The 25249-nt window shown below is 62.1% G+C and carries 20 protein-coding genes and 2 pseudogenes; 16 read left to right on the forward strand and 6 right to left on the reverse strand.

From position 1 onward, the window contains the following. Window positions 1-118 precede the first annotated feature (118 nt). The 4 genes and pseudogenes from IFT82_RS08490 to IFT82_RS08505 all read right to left on the reverse strand — a co-directional run bounded on the left by IFT82_RS08490 (window position 119) and on the right by IFT82_RS08505 (window position 5093). Window positions 119-900, reverse strand: a pseudogene (locus IFT82_RS08490) (IS5 family transposase). A gap of 150 nt (window positions 901-1050) precedes the next feature. Further along, on the reverse strand, window positions 1051-2127 hold the full coding sequence (rodA, locus tag IFT82_RS08495; protein ID WP_192126048.1) for a rod shape-determining protein RodA: 1077 nt from the start codon (window positions 2125-2127) through the stop codon (window positions 1051-1053). Between the two features lie 102 nt (window positions 2128-2229). After that, window positions 2230-3216 carry an arsenic resistance protein gene (locus IFT82_RS08500; RefSeq protein ID WP_192125879.1) on the reverse strand — a complete coding sequence of 329 codons (987 nt, stop codon included), beginning with the start codon at window positions 3214-3216 and terminating at the stop codon, window positions 2230-2232. Beyond that, entirely contained in the window at window positions 3213-5093 is a 1881-nt protein-coding gene (locus IFT82_RS08505) for an FTR1 family protein (RefSeq protein WP_244646608.1), read from the reverse strand. The genes IFT82_RS08500 and IFT82_RS08505 overlap by 4 nt, the downstream gene beginning before the upstream one ends. Before the next feature lie 212 nt (window positions 5094-5305). Here IFT82_RS08505 and IFT82_RS08510 point away from each other — a divergent pair, with 212 nt between their 5' ends. Next, complete coding sequence (locus tag IFT82_RS08510; RefSeq protein ID WP_192125881.1) at window positions 5306-5677, forward strand: ArsR/SmtB family transcription factor; 372 nt, start codon at window positions 5306-5308, stop codon at window positions 5675-5677. Between the two features lies 1 nt (window position 5678). Here the strand turns inward: IFT82_RS08510 and IFT82_RS20825 are convergent. Further along, window positions 5679-5851: pseudogene (locus IFT82_RS20825) on the reverse strand (arsenical resistance protein ArsH); the annotation flags it as partial. 385 nt (window positions 5852-6236) lie between these two features. Here IFT82_RS20825 and IFT82_RS08515 point away from each other — a divergent pair. From IFT82_RS08515 to IFT82_RS08525, 3 genes are all read left to right on the forward strand, one after another. Further along, a complete protein-coding gene (locus tag IFT82_RS08515; RefSeq protein WP_192125882.1) occupies window positions 6237-6842 on the forward strand; it encodes a recombinase family protein in 606 nt (201 codons plus the stop codon). Window positions 6843-6904: 62 nt separating this feature from the next. Further along, entirely contained in the window at window positions 6905-7279 is a 375-nt protein-coding gene (locus IFT82_RS08520; protein WP_192125883.1) for a hypothetical protein, read from the forward strand. Window positions 7280-7347: 68 nt separating this feature from the next. Further along, complete coding sequence (locus IFT82_RS08525) at window positions 7348-7650, forward strand: SWIB/MDM2 domain-containing protein (protein ID WP_184117173.1); 303 nt, start codon at window positions 7348-7350, stop codon at window positions 7648-7650. A 102-nt stretch (window positions 7651-7752) separates the two neighbouring features. Here the strand turns inward: IFT82_RS08525 and IFT82_RS08530 are convergent, their stop codons facing one another. Continuing rightward, window positions 7753-7971: a hypothetical protein gene (locus IFT82_RS08530; RefSeq protein WP_192125884.1), complete on the reverse strand. Its 219-nt coding sequence runs from the start codon at window positions 7969-7971 to the stop codon at window positions 7753-7755. A 327-nt stretch (window positions 7972-8298) separates the two neighbouring features. On the opposite strand from IFT82_RS08530, the gene IFT82_RS08535 reads away from it, so the two are divergent. The 12 genes from IFT82_RS08535 (at window position 8299) to IFT82_RS08595 (ending at window position 25244) form a co-directional block, all read left to right on the forward strand. Continuing rightward, on the forward strand, window positions 8299-10398 hold the full coding sequence (locus IFT82_RS08535; RefSeq protein ID WP_192125885.1) for a hypothetical protein: 2100 nt from the start codon (window positions 8299-8301) through the stop codon (window positions 10396-10398). 258 nt (window positions 10399-10656) lie between these two features. Beyond that, entirely contained in the window at window positions 10657-11436 is a 780-nt protein-coding gene (locus tag IFT82_RS08540; RefSeq protein ID WP_192125886.1) for a Hachiman antiphage defense system protein HamA, read from the forward strand. 4 nt (window positions 11437-11440) lie between these two features. Beyond that, a complete protein-coding gene (locus IFT82_RS08545) occupies window positions 11441-14851 on the forward strand; it encodes a DEAD/DEAH box helicase (RefSeq protein ID WP_244646609.1) in 3411 nt (1136 codons plus the stop codon). A gap of 87 nt (window positions 14852-14938) precedes the next feature. Beyond that, window positions 14939-16000: a dsDNA nuclease domain-containing protein gene (locus IFT82_RS08550; RefSeq protein ID WP_192125888.1), complete on the forward strand. Its 1062-nt coding sequence runs from the start codon at window positions 14939-14941 to the stop codon at window positions 15998-16000. Window positions 16001-16065: 65 nt separating this feature from the next. Next, entirely contained in the window at window positions 16066-17760 is a 1695-nt protein-coding gene (locus tag IFT82_RS20830; RefSeq protein ID WP_244646610.1) for a hypothetical protein, read from the forward strand. A 15-nt stretch (window positions 17761-17775) separates the two neighbouring features. Further along, the gene (locus IFT82_RS08565) at window positions 17776-18828 is read left to right on the forward strand and encodes a hypothetical protein (RefSeq protein ID WP_192125889.1); all 1053 of its coding nucleotides are present in this window, start codon (window positions 17776-17778) and stop codon (window positions 18826-18828) included. A 1006-nt stretch (window positions 18829-19834) separates the two neighbouring features. Next, entirely contained in the window at window positions 19835-20722 is an 888-nt protein-coding gene (locus tag IFT82_RS08570; RefSeq protein WP_244646627.1) for a 5'-nucleotidase, lipoprotein e(P4) family, read from the forward strand. Between the two features lie 21 nt (window positions 20723-20743). After that, window positions 20744-22063 carry a hypothetical protein gene (locus IFT82_RS08575; RefSeq protein ID WP_192125891.1) on the forward strand — a complete coding sequence of 440 codons (1320 nt, stop codon included), beginning with the start codon at window positions 20744-20746 and terminating at the stop codon, window positions 22061-22063. A 164-nt stretch (window positions 22064-22227) separates the two neighbouring features. Continuing rightward, window positions 22228-23064, forward strand: a complete 837-nt coding sequence (locus IFT82_RS08580; protein ID WP_192125892.1) for a phosphoribosylaminoimidazolesuccinocarboxamide synthase — start codon at window positions 22228-22230, stop codon at window positions 23062-23064. A 14-nt stretch (window positions 23065-23078) separates the two neighbouring features. Continuing rightward, window positions 23079-23393, forward strand: a complete 315-nt coding sequence (locus IFT82_RS08585) for a hypothetical protein (RefSeq protein WP_192125893.1) — start codon at window positions 23079-23081, stop codon at window positions 23391-23393. Further along, window positions 23390-23935 carry a hypothetical protein gene (locus tag IFT82_RS08590; RefSeq protein ID WP_192125894.1) on the forward strand — a complete coding sequence of 182 codons (546 nt, stop codon included), beginning with the start codon at window positions 23390-23392 and terminating at the stop codon, window positions 23933-23935. Before IFT82_RS08585 ends, IFT82_RS08590 begins: the two co-directional genes overlap by 4 nt. 55 nt (window positions 23936-23990) lie before the next feature. Further along, entirely contained in the window at window positions 23991-25244 is a 1254-nt protein-coding gene (locus IFT82_RS08595; protein ID WP_192125895.1) for a nucleoside deaminase, read from the forward strand. Window positions 25245-25249: the final 5 nt, after the last annotated feature.

A 25249-nucleotide genomic window follows, 5' to 3' on the forward strand; every position in this document is an offset into this window, starting at 1 on the left:
GTCCGTGCCACCAAAAGTGTAGCCGAGGGCTACGAAGCCACCACCTAGCGCGACGATCACGGCGGTGCCGTTGGCGCGACTAGGTGCGGGGCGATACAGCTCTAGGTTGTGTCTGCATTCATCGTAGCCAGATCATGGCACAGGCGAGATGTACGAAGCCCATGAAGGCAGTGATGGTTTTCTCGCAGCGCAGGGCGATGCGGCGGAAGCGTTTGAGCTTGTTGAAGAAGCATTCGACCTGATGCCGCTCCTTGTAGAGCCGCCAGTCGATTGACGGTTTCTTGGTGCGGCTGGGGTTTGCCTTGATCTGCGCGGTCGCGCCGAGATCATCGACGATGAAGGCGCGTAGCGGGTCGGCGTCGTAGGCGGCATCGGCGATGACGTGCCCGACGCCCTGTAAACCGGCCAGGAGGTTCCTGGCTTGCGGGGCGTCGCCATGTTGCCCCGGCGTGGGATGAATGCGGATCGGCAGACCGATGGCATCGACGGCTGCATGCAATTTGGTCGTCAGCCCGCCACGGGAGCGACCGATCGCGGCAGCTTCAGCCCCTGCTTCGACATGCTCAGCACAGGCTCTTTTGCGCCGCTCGCATCGGCGTGGACTTTCGAGATGGTGCTGTCGATCAGGACGTATTCGAAGTCCGGCGTGTCGGCCATGCTATGGAAAAGCCTCTCCCATATCCCTGCGTGCGACCAGCGCCGGAACCGCGCATGAACCCCTGACCATTTGCCGAACACCTCCGGCAGATCCCGCCAGCGTGCTGCGTTTCCCGCCATCCACAGGATCGCGTCCACGAACAGCCGGTTATCCATTCCACTCCGGCCGGGCATCCCCCTGCGTCCGGGAAGGTGACCTTCGATCCGCGCCCATTGCTCATCCGTCAGTGTCCGTCTGCTCACCGCTGGCTCCTTCCGCCAGCCTTGAATCAGAACTTCACATCAAACGGAATCCCTGAATGCAGACACGAGCTAGTCGCTGTTGCCTGCCGTTCTCGTGCCAGGTGCCTTTGCGGGAAGATCGTATCGGCACGAAGCCAGCCTGTTGCAGGCTTAGCAAAATTGGCTTTGATCCGATCGACGTCCATCCGTTTCCTGCCGATGGATCGCCATTAGGATACCGAGGAGCGTCAGCACGGTCATCATGGCCGAGCCGCCATAGGACAGCAGGGGCAGTGGAATTCCGACCACCGGTGCCAGCCCCATCACCATCGCGACGTTGATGCCGACATAGAGCGAAAGGGTGAATGCCAGGCCGGCAGCAGTCAGGCGGGTGAAGCGGGTTTGACCCTCCGACCCACGGCGCAGCGCCCAGCGGATGATGACGCCGTAGGCGATCAGTACGCCCACGCCGCCAGCCATGCCACACTTCTCCATCATCGTCGCCAGCACGAAGTCGGTATGCGGTTCGGGCAGGTATTGCAGGTGGCTTTGCGTGCCTTGGAGGAACCCTTTGCCGAACAGCCCGCCCGATCCGATTGCGATCTTGGACTGGCTGATATGGTAGTCAGTGCCAAGCGGATCGCTTTCCGGGTTTATAAAGATGAGTATTCGGTTGCGCTGATAATCATGCAGCCCATGCCACGCGACCGGCAGCAGGGCCGCGACGATCGCACCGGCCCCCAGGAACCAGCGGATCGCTGTACCGGCAAGAAAGATCACTGTGATGCCCGCCAGCGAGATCATGGTCGCGGTGCCGAGGTCGGGTTGTAGCAGGACAAAGGCGGCGGGAACCCCGACGATTGCCGCAGCAGTAGCCAATACGCCCGGACGACTGACGAAACCTGCCGGCACGCTGTCGTAGAAACGCGCCAGCGCCAGCACCGCGGCGATCTTCATGAACTCGGACGGTTGCAGGCGAATGACGCCGAGATCGATCCAGCGCTGCGCCCCCATGCCGATCTTGCCGACCAGCTCCACGACGACCAGCAGGCCGAGCGTGATCGCATAGAAGCTGTAGGCGTTACGCTTCCAAGCCAAGACAGGCACGAATGACAGCGCGACCATGCCGACGAACAGCACGCAGAAGCGGATCGCCTGATTGCCCGCCCACGGCCAGATTTGGCCGCGAGCAGCGGAGTAGAGTGTCGCCAGACCCATCGCCGTGATGGCGAGCAGGGCAATAAGCATCGACCAGGGCAAGCCCCGGATCGCGGCAGGGATGGTTCGCAACGGTAGCGGCCTTTCGGGATGCCGCTATGCGACCCTCCCCTGTCTATGTGGGAGCGACCGTCAGGCCACGACTGGCGTAGCCGACCCGAGGCGGGGCAGCGCGCGGATGAACACCAGTTCGGCGACCAGTTCGACCAGCGTTTGCGCAACAATGATCGCCGGCAGCAAGGGCACCGCGCCCCGCACTGCCAGCGCCAGCGGCAACACTACCAGCGAGTTGCGGGTCGCGGCGCTGAACGCCAAAGCACGCCCCGATTCCGCGTCCAGCTTCGCGATCCGCGACACCGCCCAGCCCAGCAGCGGGGCGGCGATGGCGAAGGCGATATAGATCGGCATCACGCCGAGCGCGGCCGGCAGCGCCTGTCCGAGCTGCGGCATCACTGCGGCGATTACGATCAGCAGCACCAGCGCCGTCGCCGGCACCGGCAGCAGGCCAAGCAGGCCAAGCAGGGTCGATGCACGCTCGCCGGCTCCACCGCGTCGCGCCCAGAGCTGGACCACGATCGCCAGTGCGAGCGGGATCACGATCAGCCACAGGAAGGCGTGCAGGAACGGACCGGGCTGGACGAGCCGCGAAGCGTCCGCGCCGAGGAACAGGCGTAGATAGAGCGGCAGGAGCAGCATCTGGGCGACGAGCAGGATCGGCGTCGAGGCGAGCAGAAGCTTCGCATCGGCGCGGCCCAGGTGCGCGAAGGTGACGACGTAATCGATGCACGGGCACAACAGCACGAGCAGGATGCCGAGCCGCACCATCGGATCGGCCGGCGCGAACGGGATCAGCACCGCCACCAGCAGCGGCACGACGATAAAGTTGGTCGCGACCAGCGCGCTAAGGAAACGCACCTTGCCGAACGCGCGGCCAAGCTCCGCGAGCGGGACTTGCAGGAAGGTGACGAACAGCATCAACGCCAACGCCGGATTGATCGCGGCTTCCCACGATGCCGTCCCCGGCACGATGAGAGCGATAATCGCCCCGAGGACAACAGCGGCGAAGTAGATGGCGATCTGTCCGCCTTCGAGACGATCGCGCAGCGTCGCGGGGTTCATGCTTTCGCTCCCTTGTTGGCGGTACGCCGGTTGAGGCCGAAGCCGAGCGCCAGCAGCGCGATCATCACCGCCTGCGCGGCGATCCCTTCCGTCGTCGGATAGAGGCCAAGGATCTCGATGCGGGGGAACCCGCCCAGTGGATTGACCGGCAGATAGCCGGCCTCCTGTAGCGCCGAGACGCCCTTGCCGATCAGCACCACCGCCAGCAGCGCCATGAGCGCCGAACTGTAGGCGAAGAACTTTCCGATCGGCAGCGTGCGGCTGTAGCGCATCATCACCCAGGCGATGACGGCGAGGATCGCGATGGCCGATCCAGCACCCGCCAGGACGGCACCGCCGTTTCCTTGCGTCCAGATCGCGGCGTAGAACAGGATCGTCTCGAACACCTCGCGGTAGACGACGATGAACGACAGGCCAAACAGGAACCACGCCGACCGCGCATTGAGCGCGGTGGTCAGCTTCTCGCGGATGTAGCGCTGCCACGCATCGGCGTTGCTCTTGCCGTGCATCCAGATGCCGACCCACAGCAGCACCAGCGCGGCGAACACCGAGCCGAACCCTTCGGTCAGTTCGCGGCTCGCGCCGCTGATTTCTACGGCATAGGTGGCGACCGCCCACGTCGCGGCACCAGCGACCAGCGCCGCGACCCAGCCACCATGCACATAGGGCATCACGTCGCGGCGTTCCGCCTTACGCAGGAAGGCAAGCATCGCGACGACGATCAGCAGCGCCTCCAACCCCTCGCGCAACAGGATGGTGAAAGCACCGAAGAAGCTCGATGCGCCGGACGCCTGCTCAGGCGCGATCACAGTTTCGGCCTCGCCGAACAGCGCATCGAGCGCGCGTGCCTGTTCGCGCACCGTCGTGGGCGGCGCGCCTTTGGCGATCGCAGCACGCAGCGCGCCCATCGCCCCTTCGATCCGCACCATCAGCGCGTTGTCGCGTGCCGACAGCATCGGCTCGACCGGCTCGAACCCGTCGAGATAGGCGAACAGCGCAAAGTTGGTCGCACCCTTGCGGTCGCCCTTTGCATAGGCGGTGACGGCTTCATTGAGACGGGTCCGGGCAAGCATCAGCGTGCCGGCGACCTGTGGCACCACCACGGACGGGTTGCGGCGCAGATAGGCGATCACGGCATCGGCCCGCGCCTCGCCGATATCAGTGGCAAGCGCGGCCGGCGTCATGCCGACCAGCTTTTCCATGTTGATCCGACTGCGGAGGGCAGCGTCGCTTTTCCAGATGCGCTCACCTTCCGCGACCTTGCTCGCAGGGAAAGCAAAAGTGCCGGCATAGAGCGCGAGATCCCATCGATCCTGTGGCGGACGATCGGCGAAACTCACCATGCTGGTGCCGTCGATGCCCTGTTCCAGCACCTGATAGAATGCGAACGTGCTGCGCTCACGGGCGCGTGCCTTGTCGATGAATGCGATCGGTGGGGGATCGAGGCCGACCGACTTCGGCCCCTTCCCGTCCCCGGTCATGCCGTGGCAGCTTGCGCAGGTCTGGTTGAACAGCGCTTGCCCGCGTGCGAAATCGGGCGCGACGGCCGGGGCGAGCGGCACAGGATAGGCGGCGATGAGGTCCGCCGCGAGGGTGCGCGCTGCCGTTCCCACCGCATCGGCCGGGGCCTTGGCGGCGATCAGCCGCTCCAGCGCCGTCGCCCGGCGCATCAGATCGGCTTTGGATGACGAGGACGCCAGGCCGGAGATCCGCTCGCGCGCTGAGGCGGAGAACTCCGTCATCTCGGCAAATTCGGTCGGGCTTGCGATCTGGCCGCCTTTGACCGCTTCGGGATAATCCACCGCGACGTAATCAAGCAGCCGCCATGCCGCTTGCACCGGCGCGGCTGTCTGGGCGCTGGCCGGCGAAACTAACATGATTGCAACGAGCAGCCCGATAAGCGCGCCACCCCAAACGTAGCGACTAAGTAGCAATAGCAACCCGTCAGCAAGGTTCGCATTGCACGGCCGCGATACGGGAGCGATGGCTGGCCCGTTCGCGACGACCCGGTTAAGGTTCATCGATCGCCTCTTATGCCGTCCAACAAGGACGACTATATTTCAAATGATATTGAACCATTGGACTGACCATGGATGAGAATCAAGCGCTGACAGCGTTCGCCGCCATTTCGAATGCGACCCGTCTGCGCATCGTTCGGTTGCTGGTCGTGGCGGGGGCGGAGGGCCGCTCTGCCGGTGCGATCGGCGAGGAGTTGGGCGGCACGCCGCCTTCGCGCCTATCCTTTCATCTGAGCCAGCTTGAACAGGCTGGTTTGGTCGTGAGCCGTCGCGAGGGCCGGTCGATCATCTACAGCGCGATCTTCCCGGCGCTGTCGGATCTTGTGGCTTTCCTTATGCACGATTGTTGCGAAGGTCATTGCCTCGTTTGCGATCAGGCCATCGAGCTGTTTGCGAAATGCACCGGCCGACCCACGAACGAGGTCCGCCACCAAGCAGCCTGAGTTACTGTGGGGGGGTAGCGATGCTCGACAGATCGGTTGCCGCGTCGATCGGCACGCCGGCTTCCTTTCGTTTGGAATAGCGATCGACAAGCTGGGCGGCGTGGGGCGCAGCAGCACCGTGAAGCGCACCAGTTCCTCCATCACATCAACGATGCGATCGTAGTAGCTCGACGGCTATCACCCGCCGTTAGACATGAACAGATACTGGCTCACGCCATCGGAGGAGGCGAAAGCGGCTGGGCTACAATCCTTCCACGATGGCCGTTCGGTAAGCTGTTGATCAGAAAACTCAGTCTGAAACGCCACTGTGCGACAAACAGGTGATTTCCGACGGCCGAGCTTGGGCAACGCCGTTTGCCACTAGCAGTTCGCAATCCGCCAAGCCGCTTAACGTACCCACGACATAACGGATCGTATTACGATCGTTTTGTCCGGGAAGGGTATACCGTGATCGAACAGCGCCATTGGAACGGTAGCGTCGTCTAATCAGGGTGGTTTGCAGCGATATTGAACACATGCCTGAGGTGGTCTAGACGCTGATCGAACAGATGAGGTCCAAATGGCGCTATTTGGTTACGCCCGCGTATCGACTGTCGAACAGGACCTCGGTATTCAGGAAGCGGCATTGCGGGCGGCCGGCTGTCAGACGATCCGCTCGGAGAAGAAGTCGGGTACCGAGCGCCACGCCCGTACCGAATTGCAGATCCTGCTCGATTTCCTGCGTGCCGGCGACACGCTTGTCGTCACCCGTATCGATCGGCTTGCCCGGTCGATGAAGGACCTGCAGGACATCGTCCACGAGCTGAAGGGCAGGGGGGTGGCGCTGAAAGCCACCGAACAACCGATCGATACCAGTACCGCGGCAGGCAAGGCATTCCTTGATATGCTGGGGGTGTTTGCCGAGTTCGAGACGAACCTGCGTCGCGAGCGGCAGATGGAAGGCATCCAGGCCGCCAAGGCGCGGGGGGTCTACAAGGGCGGCAAGGTGCGGATCGATCCGGAGGCAGTGCGGAGGTTGGCAGCGGAAGGCGTAAAGCCGGCGCACATCGCGCGGCAGCTCGGCATCTCGCGGGGCACCGTGTATCGGTGCTTGCCGTTGCCCGACGGAGAAGGCGCGAACACGAACTTGCCGACAGCAACAGCTGACGGGTTGGTATGCCTTTGAGGGTACCGCGTGCGGCACGAGGCCATGTCCCGGCTGGTACAGCAATCGTTCGGGTCGAACGCATGTCGCGGGCGTTCACCAAATACCATCTCGATGATGGTCGGGTGCTGCACCGCTTCCGGCTCGAGGAACCCCATGCGGATCCGCACGATCACCCCTGGTCGTTTCAGACTGAGATCCTCGAGGGCGGCTACGTGGAGGAGGTATTCCACGTCAGGCCGGATGGTAGCTGGCATAGCGAACGCCGGCATCGCCTGGTCGGACAGGCCTACTCTATCAATGCCGCTCACATCCATCGCATTGTGGAACTGCCTGCTGGCGAGTGCTGGACGCTGGTTAGAGCGGGACAGCATGAACGTGTCACCCGCTTCTGGCGATTTGGCGACGTGGCTCATTCACGGGCGTGGAACCGGCGGAAATGGGTGGAGCATCGCTGACGATATCGGCGGTTGCCGTCTCGTCCTGCAAGCGGCATCAGGAGCGCCGATTATCAGGGGAAGAGACGATGGCGACGAAGAAAAAAGCCGGTGCTGAGGAAGCGGCAGCGACGCAGACCAAGGCGGGTACGGGTATCCATGCAGCCGTACAGCCATCCAAGGAGCTTGGCGTGATCGTGGGCAACGATGCCCTGCCACGCAGTGAGGTCATCAGCAAGGTCTGGGATTACATCAAGTCCAAGAACCTGCAGAACCCTGAGAACAAGCGCGAGATCCTGGCCGATGCCGATCTTCAAAAGGTGTTCGGCCGTGACAAGTGCACCATGTTCGAGATGAACAAGTACATCTCGCAGCATCTCACCAAGGCCTGACATCAGGCGGCGGGGTGGGCAACCAGGCTCACCCCGTCTTCACCTACCTACCGTATCTCGAACAACCTCCGCGCCGTTTTCTCGCGGCCGCGCCATGCCGTCTCAATCGCCCCGCTCTGCCAGTTCGACTTCCAGGCTGACGATGGCGGCCTCGAGCAAGTCAGCCTGCTCGTACGCTGGCTCACGCTGGATCCGCCTCGCTTCGTGGATCAGTTCATTCCAGTAGGTGAGGGTATCCTTGTAGACGGGGTGGCCCCGCAAGCGACGGGCGCTGGCCATCGCGTTATTCAGGTTGTCCAGGATCGGACCATGGAATTTCATCGCGCCGGGGTAGCCCAGTGGTGCCTCGAATAGAACGACAAAATTGCCCAGCTTTGTCTCGTTATGGTAGCGCGGAGGGTCAGTCGTTGAGGATGGTCTGGTGCCAAAAGCGGGCGGTCTGCATTTGGGTGAAACTGGTGGAAAGCAGAACGGCCGCTTTAGGAGGCCGAGCTTAGATTTCGACCATTCATTCAGCTTGAAAGTGACGGCAGGTAAGGGCGCGCGTGGTGTCGCGACGCCGGCGCGGTGATTTCGCGGTTCGTAGCGCTGGCCGTACTGGTCATTTAGCCTATACGTGTCGGTCCACTTCCTACGGGGGCAGCCACATTGCCGGCGCTTACGCCCAATATCGAAAATCGCGTTCGCAAGCTTCCGAAGCCGTCGAACGCAACCCAGAGCCTTCAGCCGTTGTTCGAGGCCGTGAGCAACGCGATGTTCGCCATCGAAGATGCCTATGGCGACGATGTCTCGAAAGGCCGGATCGATATCACCGTTTCGAACCTGTCGGACGCGGGCGGGATCCAGATCGTGATTGCGGACGACGGCATCGGTCTTGATGCCAAACGCTACGCCGCTTTTTGTGAGATCGACACCGACTTTAAGAAAAGCAAGGGCGGCAAGGGCGTCGGACGGCTCTTCTGGCTAGATGCTTTCGACGAGATCAAGGTGGACAGCATTTACGCATCGGATGGCGGCACCGCAAAGCGCGCCTTTGCTTTTGTCCTCAACAATTCCGAGCAAGTTGTTCCAACTATCGAAAACGAATCAGTGGAGCTTGGCGTGCGCCATGGCACCAAGGTTCGCTTCAAGGGACTACGCACGAAGGAATATGCGGAGCCGTTCCCGAAGCGGTCCGACACCTTCCTTCGCTATTTCAGTGCTCATTTCATTGCGGATTTCCTAATGGGCGGTGGGCCGACCATCTTGGTCGACGTTGACGGCGAAGCCGTTGAATATCCCAAAGCCGTCTCGGACCTGGTCATCGGTGCACCGATGGACACCACCATCACGAGCGAAGAATTCGGCGAGTTGCATATCGTCGGGTTCGTGTGCCGCGCGGAGGCTAGCACCGGCCTGGACGGCCTTCACCAGCTTCATCTGTTGGCGAACGACCGTACCGTCGAAACCAGGAAGGTGGATAATCTGCTTGGGATCGACAGCCTGGAGCGCGATGGGGAAAAGGATCTCGCCTTTCACGGCTGTGTTTCGGGTGAGTACCTCGATCTTCGGGTTAACGAGGGCCGCACGGCGTTCAATCTGACCGAACGGACGCTGAAGCAGATCAGCAGGCAATGCATGGAGGCGGTCCGCACCCGCATGCTGCCCGACCAAGTTCGGAAGTACTTCGCTAAGCGTCGCGAACGTTATGAATCTTTTGTAGAGCGCTATCCTACCTTCGGGTTTGACGACGACGACACGCAACTCGGCCGCGTGCCGCTTCATGCCGCGACGCCTGAGGAGTTCGCCTCGTTCCTGGTCAAATTCCAGATTAGGCGCGATGAGGAACGGCAGGAGACGCTGCAAAGGTTGATCGACGCCCTCGATAGCGATGTGCAATTCAGCTTCGGGGAGTCGGTGGCGGAAGCGGCCCGCGAGATTCAGGCCTCGGAACAGCTTGCCCTCGCGCAACATGTGGTTCGAAGAAAGCTAGCATTGGAGCTTCTGGAAAAGCTGATCACGCGCATACGTTTGCGTGAAGGCTCTTCCGACGATTTCCATCTAGAACGGACTCTCCACTCCTTCATCTGCCCGATGAACGTCAGGGGCGACGACTCTGCCGAGCGCAAAAGTCGCGCGCACGAATTGTGGATCGTTGACGAACGGTTGGCTTTCACGCGAGCGTTTTCTTCGGACAAACGCCTCGATGACGTCCTCGTGGAAGCGGGGTCCGCCGATCGGCCCGATCTGTTTCTTTGGGATCTGGCATATGGACTGGGCTCAACCGACCCCGACCAGCCTGAAGCGGTCGATATCTCCGAACCGCTTCGAACGATCATGGTGGTGGAATTCAAGAAACCAGGACGCAGGGCGTATCAAGGTCCGAAGGACCAGATCGAACAACAGATTACTCGCTACCTTGCCCAATTACAGGGTGAAGAAATCGAGTCATTCGGACGGGCTCGAGTTCGGGTCGCCAAGGACTGCGTCTTCCATTGCTACGTAGTCGCCGACATTGTGGGCGATCTGGAGCTGCAGCTATCGGGTTGGAACACGACGTCGAACGGGCAAGGGCGAATCCGTCAGCTAAGCGGCGATTATCGCGGTCAGATTGAGGTCGTTCAGTGGCAGGATCTAGTAAATGATGCCTGGATGCGTAACCGGGCCACGCTTCACGCTGCGGGACTCAGTCGGAAACAACTAACTCCCGTTCAGCCGAAGCCGGATGCCGGTGACGACGAGGATGACGGTATCGATCCAGACGAGTGAACAGAGCCCAACCCGCGCTGCGCCGTTAGGCTTAGTTAAGCGTCGGAGGGCGGGAATGGCTGCTTGTGCGTCACGGAGGCGCGGCAGCTCACGACCAGATTGCGTCGGTCGCCGAACGGGCTTTCAACGGCAGCTTCGGCCAGAATCTGCCGCTCGGTTGGTACCAAACCGCTTGGCAGCAATGCGCCCCAGTTGCCGCCGTTCAAGGTGTTATGCGGCAACTCCGGAAGCTGCCATAAGGTCCGTCGGAGGGATGGCATGCCGCTATACTGGGATTGGTGCGTATGCGCCGAAGAGGTGACGGGTCGTAAGCGTCTTTGGCTGCTGACTGAAAAGGGCGGCGGACGCGAACGGGTATGGGCGCTGCTTCTCGAGACCGTCAGAAGCCATTACGATCATCTCGACCGGATTGCTGCCGATGCGGCGCGGCTCGGATATGAGAAGGCGGCGGAGATCCTGCGCACGCGAATGCCCACCGAGGAACGAGCGCGGTCGGGCGACTTTGGAGAAATCCTCGCGTCCGAACTTGCCGAAGACACGCTTGGTTTCCGTATCCCGGTCAAACGTCTCCGGTTCAAGGACGGTCGCAACATGGCGCTGCGAGGCGATGACTTCATTGGTGTCGTCCTAGCGGAGGGCGGACAGCTCCGCCTCCTAAAGGGTGAGTCAAAGAGCCGCCAGGAATTGGCCAAACCCGCGATAACCGACGGGCGGGAGGCGCTGGACCGTGATGACGGGCGATGTACGCCGGAATCGCTGCTCTTCGTCGCCGATCGACTGCTCGACAGCAACGACCCTGCCGACCAAGCGCTGGGCCAGGCGCTGCGCGACGAAATCGGTCAGAAATCGCTACCTCCCGGCCGTATCGATCATATGCTTTTCACGCTCTCCGGCAACGTACCGCCGCCATCGCTTAAGGCGGACCTGGACGGCGCCGGCGGCGCCCGAAGCCACTATAGCATTAACCTTCGCGTCCCCGATCATGGCGACTTTATCGGGGCCGTTTACGTTGAGGCAGCCAAGCTTGGAAACGCCTGATGAATTGATCGCTTTCATCGTCGATGCGACCCAGGACGGAGTGTGGGGCGGCCTTCTCAAGCGCGGGGCGGCCTGGTCGATCATCCGTCGCGAGGGCGTGCTCCCCGTCGATGCGCCACCGCTCGGCCGAACGATCGAAACCGATCTCGCTGAATATGGCTTCGCACTGTTGCGCGCCGCATTGGCGCACAAGGAACGCGTTGGCGATAGCGAGATCGGACGCAAGGGGTTCGAATTCGCGGCCAATGCCTTCGAGGCGCTGGTGCGGAACGGCGCGCCGGATTCGGCGACGCGCAGCTTCTATCGCACGATTGCCGCAGCCGCCTATCATCTCGCCGGCTTCTCAGCGATCGCTTTCTCCTTGTTCGGCGACCGTGGCGGCGGCTTCAATGAAAGTCCGGCCGAAACCGCTTTGATCCTTCTCATGTTGCGCGATCTGGACGGCCTGCGGCGCCACGTTCGCGACAGGCTGACAGATGGAAGCCTGAGCGACGACGGTCTTTGGTTCGCGCTTGAACAACATCATATCGACACCGACCAAGCCATCTCCGAAATCCTGAACTCGACGGTTTGCCGCGCGCTGGCCCACTACGATTTTGCTCTCCAGACCGGAGAGGCGGCGCTGGTTACCGAGGCGATTGCGCTGCTTGATGGCGGCCTAGATCTGGCGTCCAACGCGGGTGTTGTCCCGGCCTGGTGGTTACTGCGGCTGTGCCGGAACCTCATCGACGATCTTTGGGCGCACTCGCTGCACGTCAATCTGCCGCACGACGCGCCGCCCGGCGGCGAAGAAAACTATCCGGATCTGCGGCGGCTGTTCCTCGGCTCCCTCTATGCGCGCAAGAATGCCGAAGTCGAACTATGGCCGTCGCAGCGCGAGGCCGCGCGGCGGTCGAGCGATCTGACCGATGATCTTGTCGTCGCGCTGCCGACCAGCGCGGGGAAGACTAGGGTGGCGGAGATAGCCACCTTGATGACGCTTTCGACGGGACGCCGCGTACTCATCGTCACGCCGCTGCGTGCCTTGTCAGCGCAGACCGAGCGCTCCTTCCGCAACAGCTTTGCGCCGCTCGGTTTCTCCGTGTCGTCACTGTACGGCGCATCGGGCATGTCGCCAGGCGATGAAGACGCGCTGCGCACCCACAAGATTATCATCGCCACGCCGGAGAAGCTCGACTTCGCGCTCCGGTCCGACTCGACCATCATCGACGATGTCGGCCTCATCGTGCTTGACGAGGGTCATTTAATCGGTCCGACTGAACGTGAGATTCGGTACGAAATCCTCGTGCAACGGCTGTTGCGCCGGCCGGATAATGCCAGCCGCCGCATCATCTGCCTGTCGGCGGTCCTGCCCGGTGGCGATCCGTTGACGGATCTGACCGCGTGGATTCGGTCCGACGCGCCGGGCGAAGCGGTGGAGTCCGACTGGCGGCCAACCCGGCAGCGGTTCGGGACGATTGCGTGGCAGGGGCAGTCGGCTAAGCTGTGCTTCGACCTGGAGGCCGATGGCCCGTGGGTCGCGCGGTTTGTCGAAGTGGCTGGCCCAATCCATCCACACAAAAAGGCGCGTCCAACGAACACCAAGGAACTTACGCTGTTCGCGGCGTGGGAATTCGCCGAGCAGGACAAGCGCACGCTGATCTTCCAGCCCCAGGCCAACTCGGTCATCGGTTATGGTGCAACTATCGTCGACCTGTGCGCACGCGGCTATCTTCCGCCCCTGCTCGAGAATGAAGCCGCGATTGCTCGGGCGCTCGAGATCGGGCGGGAGTGGCTCGGCGAATATCACCCCGCCGTCGGCTGCCTCAGGCTCGGCGTCGCGATCCACCATGGTCGGCTGCCTAATCCCTTCCTGCGCGAGATCGAGCGACTGCTTGCCGAGGGCGTGCTCAAGGTGACGGTGGCGTCGCCGACGCTGTCGCAGGGGCTCAATCTGAACGCGGCCGTGCTGCTTGCCCCCTCGCTGTATCGCGCTGGCGAACTCATCAAGGGTGAGGAATTCGCGAATGTGGCCGGCCGTGCGGGCCGTGCGTTCATCGATGTGGAGGGCCTCGTCCTCCACGTAATATTCGATCAGAACGACTGGCGGCTCGGTATCTGGCGGGGGCTGGTCAACTCGGCGCGGCATCGCGAACTGCGTAGCGGGCTCATCCAGATCATAAACCTGATCGTCGAGCGAATGGCAGCACAAGGCGTGTTCAATCGCGCCGACGCCGTCGAATATCTAACCAATTCGCGCGAAGGCTGGCAGACATCCGAGGAAGAGGCGGATACCGCCGAAGACGATGACGAAGCCAATCAGGCCGTAGAGCAGGAACCTCTTTCGCAGCTCGTCGAGAAGCTCGACGCGACCGTGTTCGGGCTGGTCGAGGCGCTGGACTCGGATAGCGACGATTTGCCCCGGCTTCTGGACGAGGCGCTACAAGGATCGCTCTGGGCGAGACAGGTCGACCGAGAAAGCGATCATGCGCGGAACGACCATCGTTTCATCCTGCAAACGCGCGCCAAGTTGATCTGGAACTCGACCACGCCACTGCAACGACAGGGTCATTTTGCGATGGGGGTTGGCCTTGAGGCCGGGCTTGCCCTCGATGCGATCGCGGAAGAGCTGGCGTCGCTTGTCGATAAAGGTGATCTCGCGGCCTTACGCGGCGACGCCGAAGCGTTGGGCGATGCTCTGGTCGCGCTTGCCGAACGACTGCTCGCTATTCGTCCGTTTACGCCGGATGCAGATCTTCCGGATAACTGGCAAGCTGTGCTGCGGGCCTGGGTCGCGGGCGCGGATGTCGATGCGATTGGCGCGGATAATATGAAGCTCCTCGAGGATGTATTCACCTACAAGCTGGTCTGGGCGCTCGAAGCGCTCCGGACACGGCGCCTGACGCTTGGCTGGGAACCAGACACGATTGTCGGAGGAGCTGCCGCTGCGCTGGAGGCAGGCGTTCCCGATTTCATGATGTCGATGTTGGTGCGCGCTGGTTTGCCGTCGCGTCGCGCGGCCATGGCTGCGGTTCAAACCGGCGGGGCGGATTTTCTCGATGGCGCGGGCATGCGGGAGTGGCTGGAAAGCGATGCCATTGTCGCTCTTACCGATAGTGGGAACTGGCCGACTCCCGAGACTGCAGCGCTGTGGCAGCGGTTCCGGGATGAGACGCTCAGCGCCGCCATTCAGCGCTGGCACCTTGTTGCGGCGGACCGGACGCTTGTCGGTAAGGTGGCGGTCGCACCGGGACTGTATCGGGTCGAGCGCGATGAGGTGGCCGGCGAAAACTGGATTGTGACGCCCGACTATCGTCGTGTTGCTCGGATTGACGGCAGTGTACGCATGACGCGACCCTGTCTGCTGGCTGCGCGTGTTGCAGAGGGGGGCGCTGCCCTTCGCGTCGAGCGGCTCGGCCGCGGCATTCTACTCTGAAGCTAGGGTCGCGCTGCAGCTGCGTGCTCGCTTTGTGATTGCCAACACCGTTTCGCGTGGGCATCAAATTGCTCGGGGGGATCAAATATGACCTTGGCGGCCGACCTTATCAGCAAGCCTCTTCGGGAGAAGGCGGCGACAGGAGGTCGTTACGACTATCAGACGATGTGGGGCCTAGCCTTGTTGTTCCAACAACATGGTGCGCAGGATGACTATGCCATCGTCTTCGAGTTTCACGACGATGTCATTCTTCTGGACAGCGCGATCGAACCAACAACTGCCAGGTTCTATCAGGTAAAGTCCAAGGCAACGAATGGCGGCTGGACGCTCACCTCGCTCCTGAAGCGCGAGAAGGTGAAAACAGAAACCGGCACTAACGAGAAGCCCTCCTACGTCGACAAGATGTTCGACAATGTCGATAAGTTCGCCGATGCTGTCCTCTCGGTGGATTTCGTCTCGAACCAGCTCTGCGGGTTTAATACGAACGGGACCTTCCGGCTGAAAGAATGCGAGACGGCCGACTTCGAGAAAGTCATCAAGTCCGTCCAGGAGGCTTACCCGTCCGCCACCAAGGCGCAGATCGGGTTGCTGGGCTTCCAGCACACCAATCTCAGCCTGGGAGACGTCGTTTCCCATACTAAGGGTAAGCTACAAACCTTCATCACGGAGAATCTGGGAGAAGTCTGGTTCAGCCCGGACGCCGTGTATCAGGCGATTGTCGAAGAGTGCCGACGAAAGGCCAACTTCTCTGGCAACATCGTTTCGCTGCAACAATCAATCAAGGACAAGGGCCTGACCAAGGCAAATGTCCAGGAATGGCTCGATGCCATCTCGAACAATAGCCGCTCGCCGGAGTGGAGCGAAATCGCGCCGCACCTAACCTACCCATTTTCCGAGGAGCGCCTCGTCAGCCGCGAGTATGGTGTCTATCGCACGGTCGCGCTGAATTCGGCCGACCGGGCTGTCCACCGGGTTAGAATGGCGATCACGGCGAACTTGGCACCTGTTGTCAACGACGCGAGCCTTGGCCTCACGCAGATGGTAGAGGCTGTTTTCGTGCAAGTGGAAGAAGCTGGACAGAAATACCTGTCACCGTTCAGCCCGGCCCGGCTGAGAGCGATGATCATCTATGAGATATACGCGAATTAAGCAGCAAGATCGGTTCAAGCGTCTGGTTAGAAGCCTCAGAAAGAAGTCGTATGAAAAGCTTGAAGTTGCAAAGGCTTCTGCTCCTCTCCCGGATCGAGAAGAAGGCGCGTCAGGAGAAATTTGACGCGTCCTCAACCGTGATTTTTGGAGAAAACGATACCGGGAAATCGCACCTCATCAAATCGATCTATGGAGCTTTCGGCGCTGACTCATCGGTGATCAACGAGAAGTGGGCTAACGCTTCGGTCACTATAATGCTGAGATTCTCGGTCGGGGAGGAGTCCTACGCGATCCTCCGCATGGACGATCAGTTCTCACTGTTCGATGCCAACGACACGCTGCTCTGGAGAGCCACCGGTCTGGTCAAGGACGTCGGGCCGAAAATTGCCGACCTGCTCGACTTCAACGTCATGCTTTCGACGAAGTATAACGACCTGATCGTGCCGCCACCGCAATTCTGTTTCCTGCCCTTCTATCAGGATCAGGACCGGGGCTGGGATGACACCTGGGGCTCCTTTAAGGGGCTTTCCATGATCGCGGACTTCAAGCGCGGCATCCTCGAATATCACACCGGCATCCGACCTCGCGAGTATTACGAAGCCAAGGCCGAGCGGGGGGAAGCTCAGCGCGAGCAGAATGAACTTAAGGCGGAGCGCCGCGCTCTGGACCGCGCGACTGCGCGCCTGCGCAATGGCCGGTCGCCCGTCACAGTGACCTTTTCGCCCGAGATGTTCGGGACCCAGATCGAGCAGCTGCTCACGGAGCTGAACGAGCTGCGGACGATCTATGAGGGCGTGAAGAGGAAAATTTCCGAGCTTCAATCGCGCCGGGCCGTGCTGGTTGAGGAGATCGAGATTGCAAGGGTCGCGCTGCAGGAGCTGGATGCGGACGTGAAGTTCTCGCAGAGCTTGACGGGAGCACAGGTTGTTTGCCCGACCTGCAACACCGTTCACGACAACGACTTTGCTAGCCGGTTCAGCCTGATCAACGATGCCGATGCGTGCCGGGGTTTTCTGGCAAGCGCGCAGCACTCACTGGTCGAAGTCGAGTCGGATGTGGCGCGTCAGATGGAGTCCCTGGCCGGCTACGGGGTTCGGATCGCGCGCATTGACAATCTGCTCGACGAGGAACGCGGCGAGATCAAGCTTCGCGACATGCTGAAGGATGAAAGCGAGCGCATCGTCGATACGACGATCGCGGCGGAGCGCGAGGTAATTGATCTGGCAATTTCAGGCTGGTCCGAGAAGGAGGATGCCGCGAACGCCCTGATGAAGGAACTCAGCGATTCCGAACGCAAGGCCAAGATCGTGTCATTCTATGCCCAGAAGCTCACCGCATTCGCGTTGGATCTGGGTGTCGATTTCGGAAAGGCAGCGAAGAAGAGCGTCTCGCCAAAGATCAACGAAACGGGAAGCTATGGGCCGCGTGCGAGCTTGGCTTATCATTTCGCTCTCCTGCACACGATCCGGGAGTTCACGACGTCCTGCCTTTGTCCGATCATCCTGGACACTCCCCTGCAACAGGACCAGGACGAAAAAAACGCCACCGCGATGATCGCATTCGCTCTGAAGAACCGGCCGAAGGACATGCAGCTTGTGCTGGGAACGGTATCGATGCACGGCGTCGAGTATAACGGGTACTCGATCAATCCGAAGGTTAAGGAGTCCCTGCTGCGCCGGGAGGATTTCGATGAGGTCAGCGACTATATGCGGCCCTTTATCAACAAGATGCTCGGTCAGGATCAAGGCAAGCTGATCTAGCGGCGGAGCATCGAGATGCCGGGTGTGGTCAGGCAGCACAGGATCCGAGAGCAGGGCCGTGCCTTTCCGCACAGCCGCTATGACGATCCGCGCGGCGGGCGGGCTTCGGCGCTGGAGCGGAACGTGCTGCGCTACCGGGCCATAGAGGCCAGCCTCTATCTCTTCTACACCGCCGAAATACGCGAGTTCATGCTCGAGAATGTGTTTCCGCTCGTGCCGGTAGTGGGCGGCGCCGGCACTTGGGAGACGGCGGCCGAGGCGCGGCAGAAGCAGCTAATGCGCGCGCTTGTGGCCGCCGCCGAGACAGCGGGGCAGATCAGCACCGAAGAGGCCGCGGCCATGGCGCCTCCCGCGCCGCACGACCCCAAGGAAGGCAAGAAGCTCCGTCGCGCCTTTGGGCATGCAGTCGCGAACGGCATGTTCGAGGCCGCCGAGGCAGATGAGCTGGTCGCCCTGCTTCAGTATCGCAACGAAGTCGCCCACCACATCCATCTGGTGATGGCGGACGTCACGCGGTCCTACTGGACCACCAACTATGTCGCGTACGCCGCGCCGGCCTACAAGTCCGAAGCGCTCGATCGGCTGCGAGTCTATCGGGGTGACCTCTGGGACCGGTTCGGCAGAATCAGCGCGCTTTACCGGTCCTCGTTCGATCATCTCCTGTTCGAGCATGCTGAGCGGGTATTCGAGGAAGATCTGGTTCGGCTTGATCGGCGCATCCGCGCCCAGATCAAGGACGAGCGGAAGCGCTTCGAAGCATTGCGACCCGAACTTAGCCTAAGCGGTACCGGACTGGTCGACGATCTCCACCCGCGTGCCCCCTGGAACTTCCGTTCTGCCGGCTACGAGGCGCAGCAGACCGGGAATCTGACACCGCAGGGTGTAGAAATCTGCTACCGGTTGTTCGACCTGGGAAAATCGCCGCTCGCGATTGCTTATCTAATGGGGATCAGCCTGCGCGCCGCCCAGAACCGGGCGCGGCGCTGGCGTGATGCCGGCGGGCCGGACCGTGCCCGCGCGGAATTGAAGCGCCATTCTGGAATCGGTCGGCGCGTCGCATCTGGCTAGATCGATCAATTGCGACAGTGAATGGTTTAGCTGTACGCTCGCGCACTGCGACAACCAAGACCCGCATGGCCGCAAACAGCTCCGTTTGGCCGCTCGAACGCGATATCAGCGAGCATCAGCTTTTGCCGTTTGCGGCGCCTGAAGCCGCAAGTCCGCTACCGGCCCAGCTTCAGTTGTAACGCGACGCTGCTCGGACAAGGCGTGGACGTCAGCTTCTCATAAGAGCAGACGTTCAACCTGTGGCATGGGAACGATGGGTTTGTCCCACTTCTCGCCATCCTACAACACTAGGCGCTGCGTAGGCCCGACATTAACGGATGTCCGAAGGCGGTAACTGTAAAACGGTGGCTGAGTGTCGTCTTGTGGGTCGCCGCGGCGGAAGGGGAGGGTGGTCGCTCTCGACCAGTTCAGGTTGTTCTCACAGCGCTTCCGAATGTCGGCTGCGGACAAAGCGGCCAGCTGGCGATACCGGGCAGACAATCCCCTGTTTTCAAAACGAATATGTTCCGCGGGTCACGATATCGTCCGGATGCGCGGCACGCTACGCCGCTCAGTCACGTTTCACCATCTCCAATCGGGAACAGATTTCGGAGAAGCCGCCACCTCTAGGCAGGACAGCTTCGGTTGCACGCAGGCTATCCCATTGGAGATTCCCTTACGCGATAGCTAACTTTTGAGAGAAGGCGCTTCTTCCAGCCCACGTCATGCCCGTGGCTAGATTTGTGGCTATGAGGAGCTTCGTCTGCGTGAACAGGCGGCAGTTGCGAAGCCGCAGATTGATAGCGGGATTGGCAACAATGTCGTCGTCAGCCCCAAATGGTTGATTCGATCCAATGCGGGCGCGACAGCGCTTCGGAGGAGATGGCACCGTCGCGGAGAAACTCAAAAAAGTAATGGATTTTCTGATTGAAAACTCTTCTCGATTGCGCAAGCCTCGCGCATCAAGACATTGGGGGCATCGGAAATGCGATCGACTTTTGGCATTGTCGCCGGCCTTACCGTGCTGATGTTTTCGGGGTCCGCTATGGCCGAGGTGTGCGCGCCGATACAGCCGCCTTCGCCCGCCGTCTTCCCCGACTTCAAGAAACTGCCCAAAGGGCTCGTCATTCGCGACGCCCATGATCGGACGACGGGCGTGCTATGGTTCCAGACCGCTGCCGAATATCGCGTCGACTCACTCGCCAAATATCGACAGGCCGCCTCCGCACTCGACCAGGCTCTGGCCGACCATGACTGGACTGCCGCGACCGAACAGACGGCGAAGCCGTTCCCGAAGCCGACCGCGGTGATCATGGACCTCGATGAGACCGTGCTCGACAATTCGCGCTTCCAAGGCGAGCTCGTCAAACGGCGAGAGGGCTACAACAGCGCCGCCTGGAAATATTGGGTATCTATGGAGGAAGCCGGGCTCGTTCCCGGCGCGCTGCAATTCATCGAGCATGCGAAAGCAAAGGGCGTGACGGTCTTCTTCGTCACCAATCGCACGAGTTGTATGGAAGCGGCGACCCGCAGCAATCTTATCAAGCTCGGCATCAAATTACCCGATCCGTCCGCGTCTGACACCGTTCTTACCAGCGAGGAGCAGGGATGGACAAGCGACAAGACTGACCGACGGGCATATGTCGCCAAAAGCTATCGAGTCCTGCTGTTGATTGGCGACGATCTTAACGACTTCGTTGCCTCCAAGGAGCCGCTCATACCCCCCGCCCCGACACCAGCCGACCGCACGACACTGGCCGAGAAATATCTCGATCAATGGGGAACGCGCTGGTTCCTGATTAGCAATCCGCTCTACGGCAGTTGGGAAACCGCCACCAACAGCAACAACCAGAAACGGGATGATGCCATCCTTCTCCAAGAGAAGAACGACCTTGTGAAGGGCTTCAAGCCCTGATGGCGCGCGGGTAGCCGAGCGATGGACAACCTCTTCTCACCCGACTGCGTCGCGGCGGTCCGGACGGTGACCCATCGGAAAAGCTGGCGGGGCGAGCCCTACCGCCTGAGCTATGTTCTGCTGCGCGACGAACCCGATGCGGTGTCGCTTCTTGCGGGCTACCGCTGGGCGCTCGGCGAAGGGCTGCCCAACCCACGGATCATCTCGCCCCGGCTGCTCGCTTGGTCGGCGCTGTTCCAACCCACCCTCCATACGGCCTGCCAACGGCATGGCGGCCTGCCGGCCAGGCGACTGATGCGCTTCGATGGTCTGGCCCCGAACGGATGCGCCGATTCCGCCGGCCTCCAACGACTCTGGCTGCAATCGGTAGTCTTCCTCGCCAGCGTCACCCTGTCGGCCGCGATCATTCAGGGCCGCTGGTCGCGCGGCACCCTCGAAAGCAAGTTCGACCGGCTCTGGCAGGCGGCGACTAGCGCCGCGCTCCCCGCGGGGACCAACGGCCGGGTGCTGCGCGACGATATCATGAGGCTGTCATCGTCGGCCGAGCCGCCGATCGAGATCCTGCTCTCGCTGCGCCGTCATTTCATGGCGCTGATCGATGCCTTGTCGGCCGACACGGCCGCGGAACGGGTGACCGTCGTTGCCCTGAAGCCGGTCACCGAAGAACGCTTCGGCTTCGCCGCCTGGCTGGCCGACTGGCTGCCGGGACTGACCGGGGTCGTCGTCTATGGCTCGAGCCTGACCAGCAACGATTATGCCGATATCGACGCGATCCTGGTCGTCGACGATGCCGAATACGTCCTGCGCCTGCTCGAGAACCGCAAGCTCCTATGGGGCGGCAAGGAGCTCAATGTCGGCGTGTACACCCAGGCCGAGTTCTGGCGCATGCAGCTGTTGTCCGGCGATAATCTTGCCAGTTATGGGCGCTGCGTCCTCGGCGAGGTCGAGCTTCCCCATAAGCCCGTCCCGGTCCTGCTCGCCCGCAATTTGAGCTTCGGCATCGTCCGCCAGCGCCAGCAACTGGGCATGCTGGCGCGCGCGCTCGGCGAGCCGGCGTCCGGCCCCGATGATCGCCGCAATCTCCACGAATATTTCGTCAAGATCCCGGCCAATGTCGCCAAGGGAACCTTCGGAGCCAACGGCCGGCACCACAGCAAACCGGAGATCCAGGCCTGGCTGAAGGATCGGACCGGGTTCGACACAGAGCGTGAGCAGCGCGCCGTGCTAACCGAGGGGCCGGCGCGCCCGCTCGCCGCGTCGGCGGTCGCCACCCTGAACGCGCTCGAACAGCTCAACGCCGAGCTCGGCATCATCGCGCCACAGCTGGAGGAAGCGGCATGACCATCACCAGGCCGCACCGCATTGGCGGCGCCACAGCGGCAATCCTCGACCAGTGCGAAGCGCTCGCGCTGCCGGTCCGCCTGCTCGCTGCCACCCGGTCGGTGATCGAGCTCACCGGCCCGGCCGGCGAACCGCTCCGGATCGCGCTGGACGGGCGTGCGCCGATGATCGAGCAATTGCTCCAGCAGCTCCGCTTCGATTTCAAGGCATTGCCGCTGCTAACCAAAGGCGAGAGCAAGGAAATTCGCCTGCTGACGCCCAGGATCGCGCTCGCCCGGCTCCTGCCGACCGTCTATTCCTTCACCCATCGCCGCTATGGTATCGCGCCCGGGACCGATGCCGTCCGCGCCCGGTTCAGCGCCGATCTGTTCCGGGCGATGGCGAGCGCGCCGGGTGACCGTCATATCGCCCATGCCTTCCTCGGCTTGGTCGAGACCGAAGACGGCCCGTTGCTCGCCGAGCATGTCGTCGAGCCAGGCAATATCGAGGTCCGGGTCAAGCGCTATCATATCGGGTCGCCGGTCCACCGCTACCGGTTCGTCGAGGACCATCCGACGGCCGGCGGGGGCGCGCCGCTCGAGAAATGGCAGCGCTTCGATCAGCCGCTCGTCTGCTTCGACTGGCGGCATCCGCTGACCGATGCGGGCGGCACCGCGCTCGCCGACGAACCGCTGCCCGATGATTATGCCGCGATCTGGCTTGACGATCTACCGCGGGCCAAGCGCCTCGCGCGCGACACCTTCCTGTGGATCGAGCAGCTCTTCGCGTCGCGGGGCCTGCGCCTCATCGACATCTGCTTCTTCATCGACCGGACCGGCCGGGTCATCTTCGGCGAGATCAGCCCCGACTGCATGCGGGTGCGCAGCGCCGCCTCCGATCAGGCCGAGGCGCTCGACAAGGATGAATGGCGCTCGGGCGGCGAGGCCGCGGACGTGCTCGAGCGCTATCAGCGCCTTCAGGCGATCATTTTCGGCGAAAGGGCGGCCTTGCGGGCCGCCTGAACAGGAGACGGACCATGGTGACGATCAGGAATCGCAGTCTGAAGATCTCGCCCGGCGGTGTCGTTTCGCTGCCGCTCAGTGCGCGCAAGACGCTCGGCATGGCGCCGAAACAGGGGGCCCGCGTCACCGTAGCCGTCGCTGGCGGCGCGGTCACCCTCCAGCCGACGAGCGAGCGCGCCGGCGTCCGCGTGTCGCCCCGCGGCCAGATGGAACTGGTCGGCGAGGCGCGCAGCCTGCTCGAGGCGGGGGAGGCCCGCCATTTCTGGCTCGATGCCGACGATGAGCGCCAGCAGGTCGTGCTCCATCCCTATCCGGTCGGCGCGACGTGAAGATCCTCGCGCTCGACGGCCATGATGCCGCGGGCAAGACCAGCCTTGCACGCGGCCTCGCCCATGCTGTCGGTGCACGCTACGCCCGCCCCTTCGGCGGCGAGCCCGGCCGCCGGCTGATCACGGCCTATCAGGCCGACCGTCCCGAGGACGTGCTGGCTATCGGGCATAAAGCGATCCTCGCGCAGCTGGATGCTGCGGCGCCCGACGAACGTCTCATCTTCGACCGGGGCTGGCTGACCGTCGCGACACTGGTCCCGCACGACCTCTTCGCCAAAACATGGGACCTGTGGCTCCCGACAGCGCTGCTCTGGTGCGACGAAGCGACCACCCGGGCGAGACTGGAGCTACGCCCGTTCGACGACGACGAGCCCGAAGACTGGCATGCGCATTTTCTGGCGGCCTATCGCGATCGGTTCAGCCTGCGGCCCGGCGCGACGCTGCGCACCGACCAGCTGTCGGAGGTGGCCTGCCTGGTCGAGCTCCGCCGGTTGTTCGACGCCAGCGAGGATTTTCCGGTGCAGGAACGAGCGACAAGATGATCGCCACTCAATCAAACGCCGCCGCGGGGTGGAAACGAACAAGGGAACCAACAGCATGACGTCTGTGAAGATCAGCTCGGTCGAACAAGCCTCGCAACTGGCGGCCACCCAAGCAATGCTGGCCTATGGCGACCACACTTTCTGCGTCGGCGGGCTGCTCGTCGCCAGCGATGGCACGGTCATCCATCAGATGCACAATCGCGTGATGGTTGACCGCACCCTGATGGACCCGACAGCCCATGGCGAACGCCAGCTCGTCGACTGGTATTATAAACAACTCGCCGGCGGCGTAGCGCTGCCCCCGGCCGACACGATCAGCGTCGTCACCTCGCTCGATCCCTGTTGCATGTGCACAGGCGCAATCCTTACCGCCGGATTCCGTGCGGTCACCGTCGCTGAGGACACGACCTCAGGCATCAACTATGACTCGCTCGACAATTTCCACACCTTGCCCGTCGGTTTGCGTCCGGCGGCCCAAGCGACCTTTTCTTATCCCGCGATCGTCGGCCAGAGCGGCTTCGCGCGACCGGGACGCGGCGCGCCGCTGGTCTTTCCTGCGGGGGATGGGACCATCGACGAGAAGACCGCCGCTTTATGTGAGATGATCTTCGACGATACGTTGATGAAGGTGCGCGAGGATATCAACAATGATCTGCCGCCCGAGCAGCTGCTCGACATTCGCGACCTGCCCGAGGACCATTATGTCCGGGTCGCGCTCAGCAACGCCGATCCGCTGGCACTCAGCGTCGACTTCCGGAAATATGCGCCGGACGTAAGGCTCGCAGCACCACTTGCCGAGGCGATGGCGCGCGATCAAGCACAGGGCGGGCCCGGCGACGCAGTTGCGCTGCTGGATCATTTCGGCAATCTCATGCTGATCAGGGCCGGCGACGAGCAATCGAGCCCGATCCGCACCGCCTTCATGGAATGCACTCGCGCTTATGCGAGGCTGCGCCATGAGCTGTTCCAGCTCCATGCCACCGATCGGGCGACCTATCCAGAGGATCCGCATCTGTTTCTGGCACACCCCAAATATTGTACCTTCGTCGCAGCGCTAGGGCCCGATCACGGCGCGCAGAGCTATATGGTCCTCGGCGCCTATGGCTCAACGATGGAGGGACCGGTTCCAGAGCAGAACCCAATGCAATATCAATATTGCGTCGACCGGATATCGCGCGCCGAGGTCAAAGATGTCTGTGCCGCTATGCCGCCGCTCTACAGCGAGATCATCAAGATCGATCCGGACCCCGTCGCCGACCAGAAGCTCGCCGCCGCGGTGCGCGACGCGTGGGAGAGGCTGAAGGCCTGACCCCG

The organism is Sphingomonas sp. CFBP 8760 (assembly GCF_014841615.1).
Classification (GTDB): Bacteria; Pseudomonadota; Alphaproteobacteria; order Sphingomonadales; family Sphingomonadaceae; genus Sphingomonas.

Excerpts from the sequence above, each read along its gene's own strand:
- IFT82_RS08530 (WP_192125884.1), bottom strand. The coding sequence starts at position 7,971 with ATGAAATTCCATGGTCCGATCCTGGACAACCTGAATAACGCGATGGCC.
- IFT82_RS08525 (WP_184117173.1), top strand. The coding sequence starts at position 7,348 with ATGGCGACGAAGAAAAAAGCCGGTGCTGAGGAAGCGGCAGCGACGCAG.
- IFT82_RS08510 (WP_192125881.1), top strand. The coding sequence starts at position 5,306 with ATGGATGAGAATCAAGCGCTGACAGCGTTCGCCGCCATTTCGAATGCG.
- IFT82_RS08570 (WP_244646627.1), top strand. The coding sequence starts at position 19,835 with ATGTTTTCGGGGTCCGCTATGGCCGAGGTGTGCGCGCCGATACAGCCG.
- IFT82_RS08575 (WP_192125891.1), top strand. The coding sequence starts at position 20,744 with ATGGACAACCTCTTCTCACCCGACTGCGTCGCGGCGGTCCGGACGGTG.
- IFT82_RS08580 (WP_192125892.1), top strand. The coding sequence starts at position 22,228 with ATGATCGAGCAATTGCTCCAGCAGCTCCGCTTCGATTTCAAGGCATTG.
- IFT82_RS08505 (WP_244646608.1), bottom strand. The coding sequence starts at position 5,093 with ATGTTAGTTTCGCCGGCCAGCGCCCAGACAGCCGCGCCGGTGCAAGCG.
- IFT82_RS08540 (WP_192125886.1), top strand. The coding sequence starts at position 10,657 with ATGCCGCTATACTGGGATTGGTGCGTATGCGCCGAAGAGGTGACGGGT.
- IFT82_RS08515 (WP_192125882.1), top strand. The coding sequence starts at position 6,237 with ATGGCGCTATTTGGTTACGCCCGCGTATCGACTGTCGAACAGGACCTC.
- IFT82_RS08595 (WP_192125895.1), top strand. The coding sequence starts at position 23,991 with ATGACGTCTGTGAAGATCAGCTCGGTCGAACAAGCCTCGCAACTGGCG.
- IFT82_RS08500 (WP_192125879.1), bottom strand. The coding sequence starts at position 3,216 with ATGAACCCCGCGACGCTGCGCGATCGTCTCGAAGGCGGACAGATCGCC.
- IFT82_RS08565 (WP_192125889.1), top strand. The coding sequence starts at position 17,776 with ATGCCGGGTGTGGTCAGGCAGCACAGGATCCGAGAGCAGGGCCGTGCC.
- IFT82_RS08550 (WP_192125888.1), top strand. The coding sequence starts at position 14,939 with ATGACCTTGGCGGCCGACCTTATCAGCAAGCCTCTTCGGGAGAAGGCG.
- rodA (WP_192126048.1), bottom strand. The coding sequence starts at position 2,127 with ATGCTTATTGCCCTGCTCGCCATCACGGCGATGGGTCTGGCGACACTC.
- IFT82_RS08585 (WP_192125893.1), top strand. The coding sequence starts at position 23,079 with ATGGTGACGATCAGGAATCGCAGTCTGAAGATCTCGCCCGGCGGTGTC.
- IFT82_RS08520 (WP_192125883.1), top strand. The coding sequence starts at position 6,905 with ATGTCGCGGGCGTTCACCAAATACCATCTCGATGATGGTCGGGTGCTG.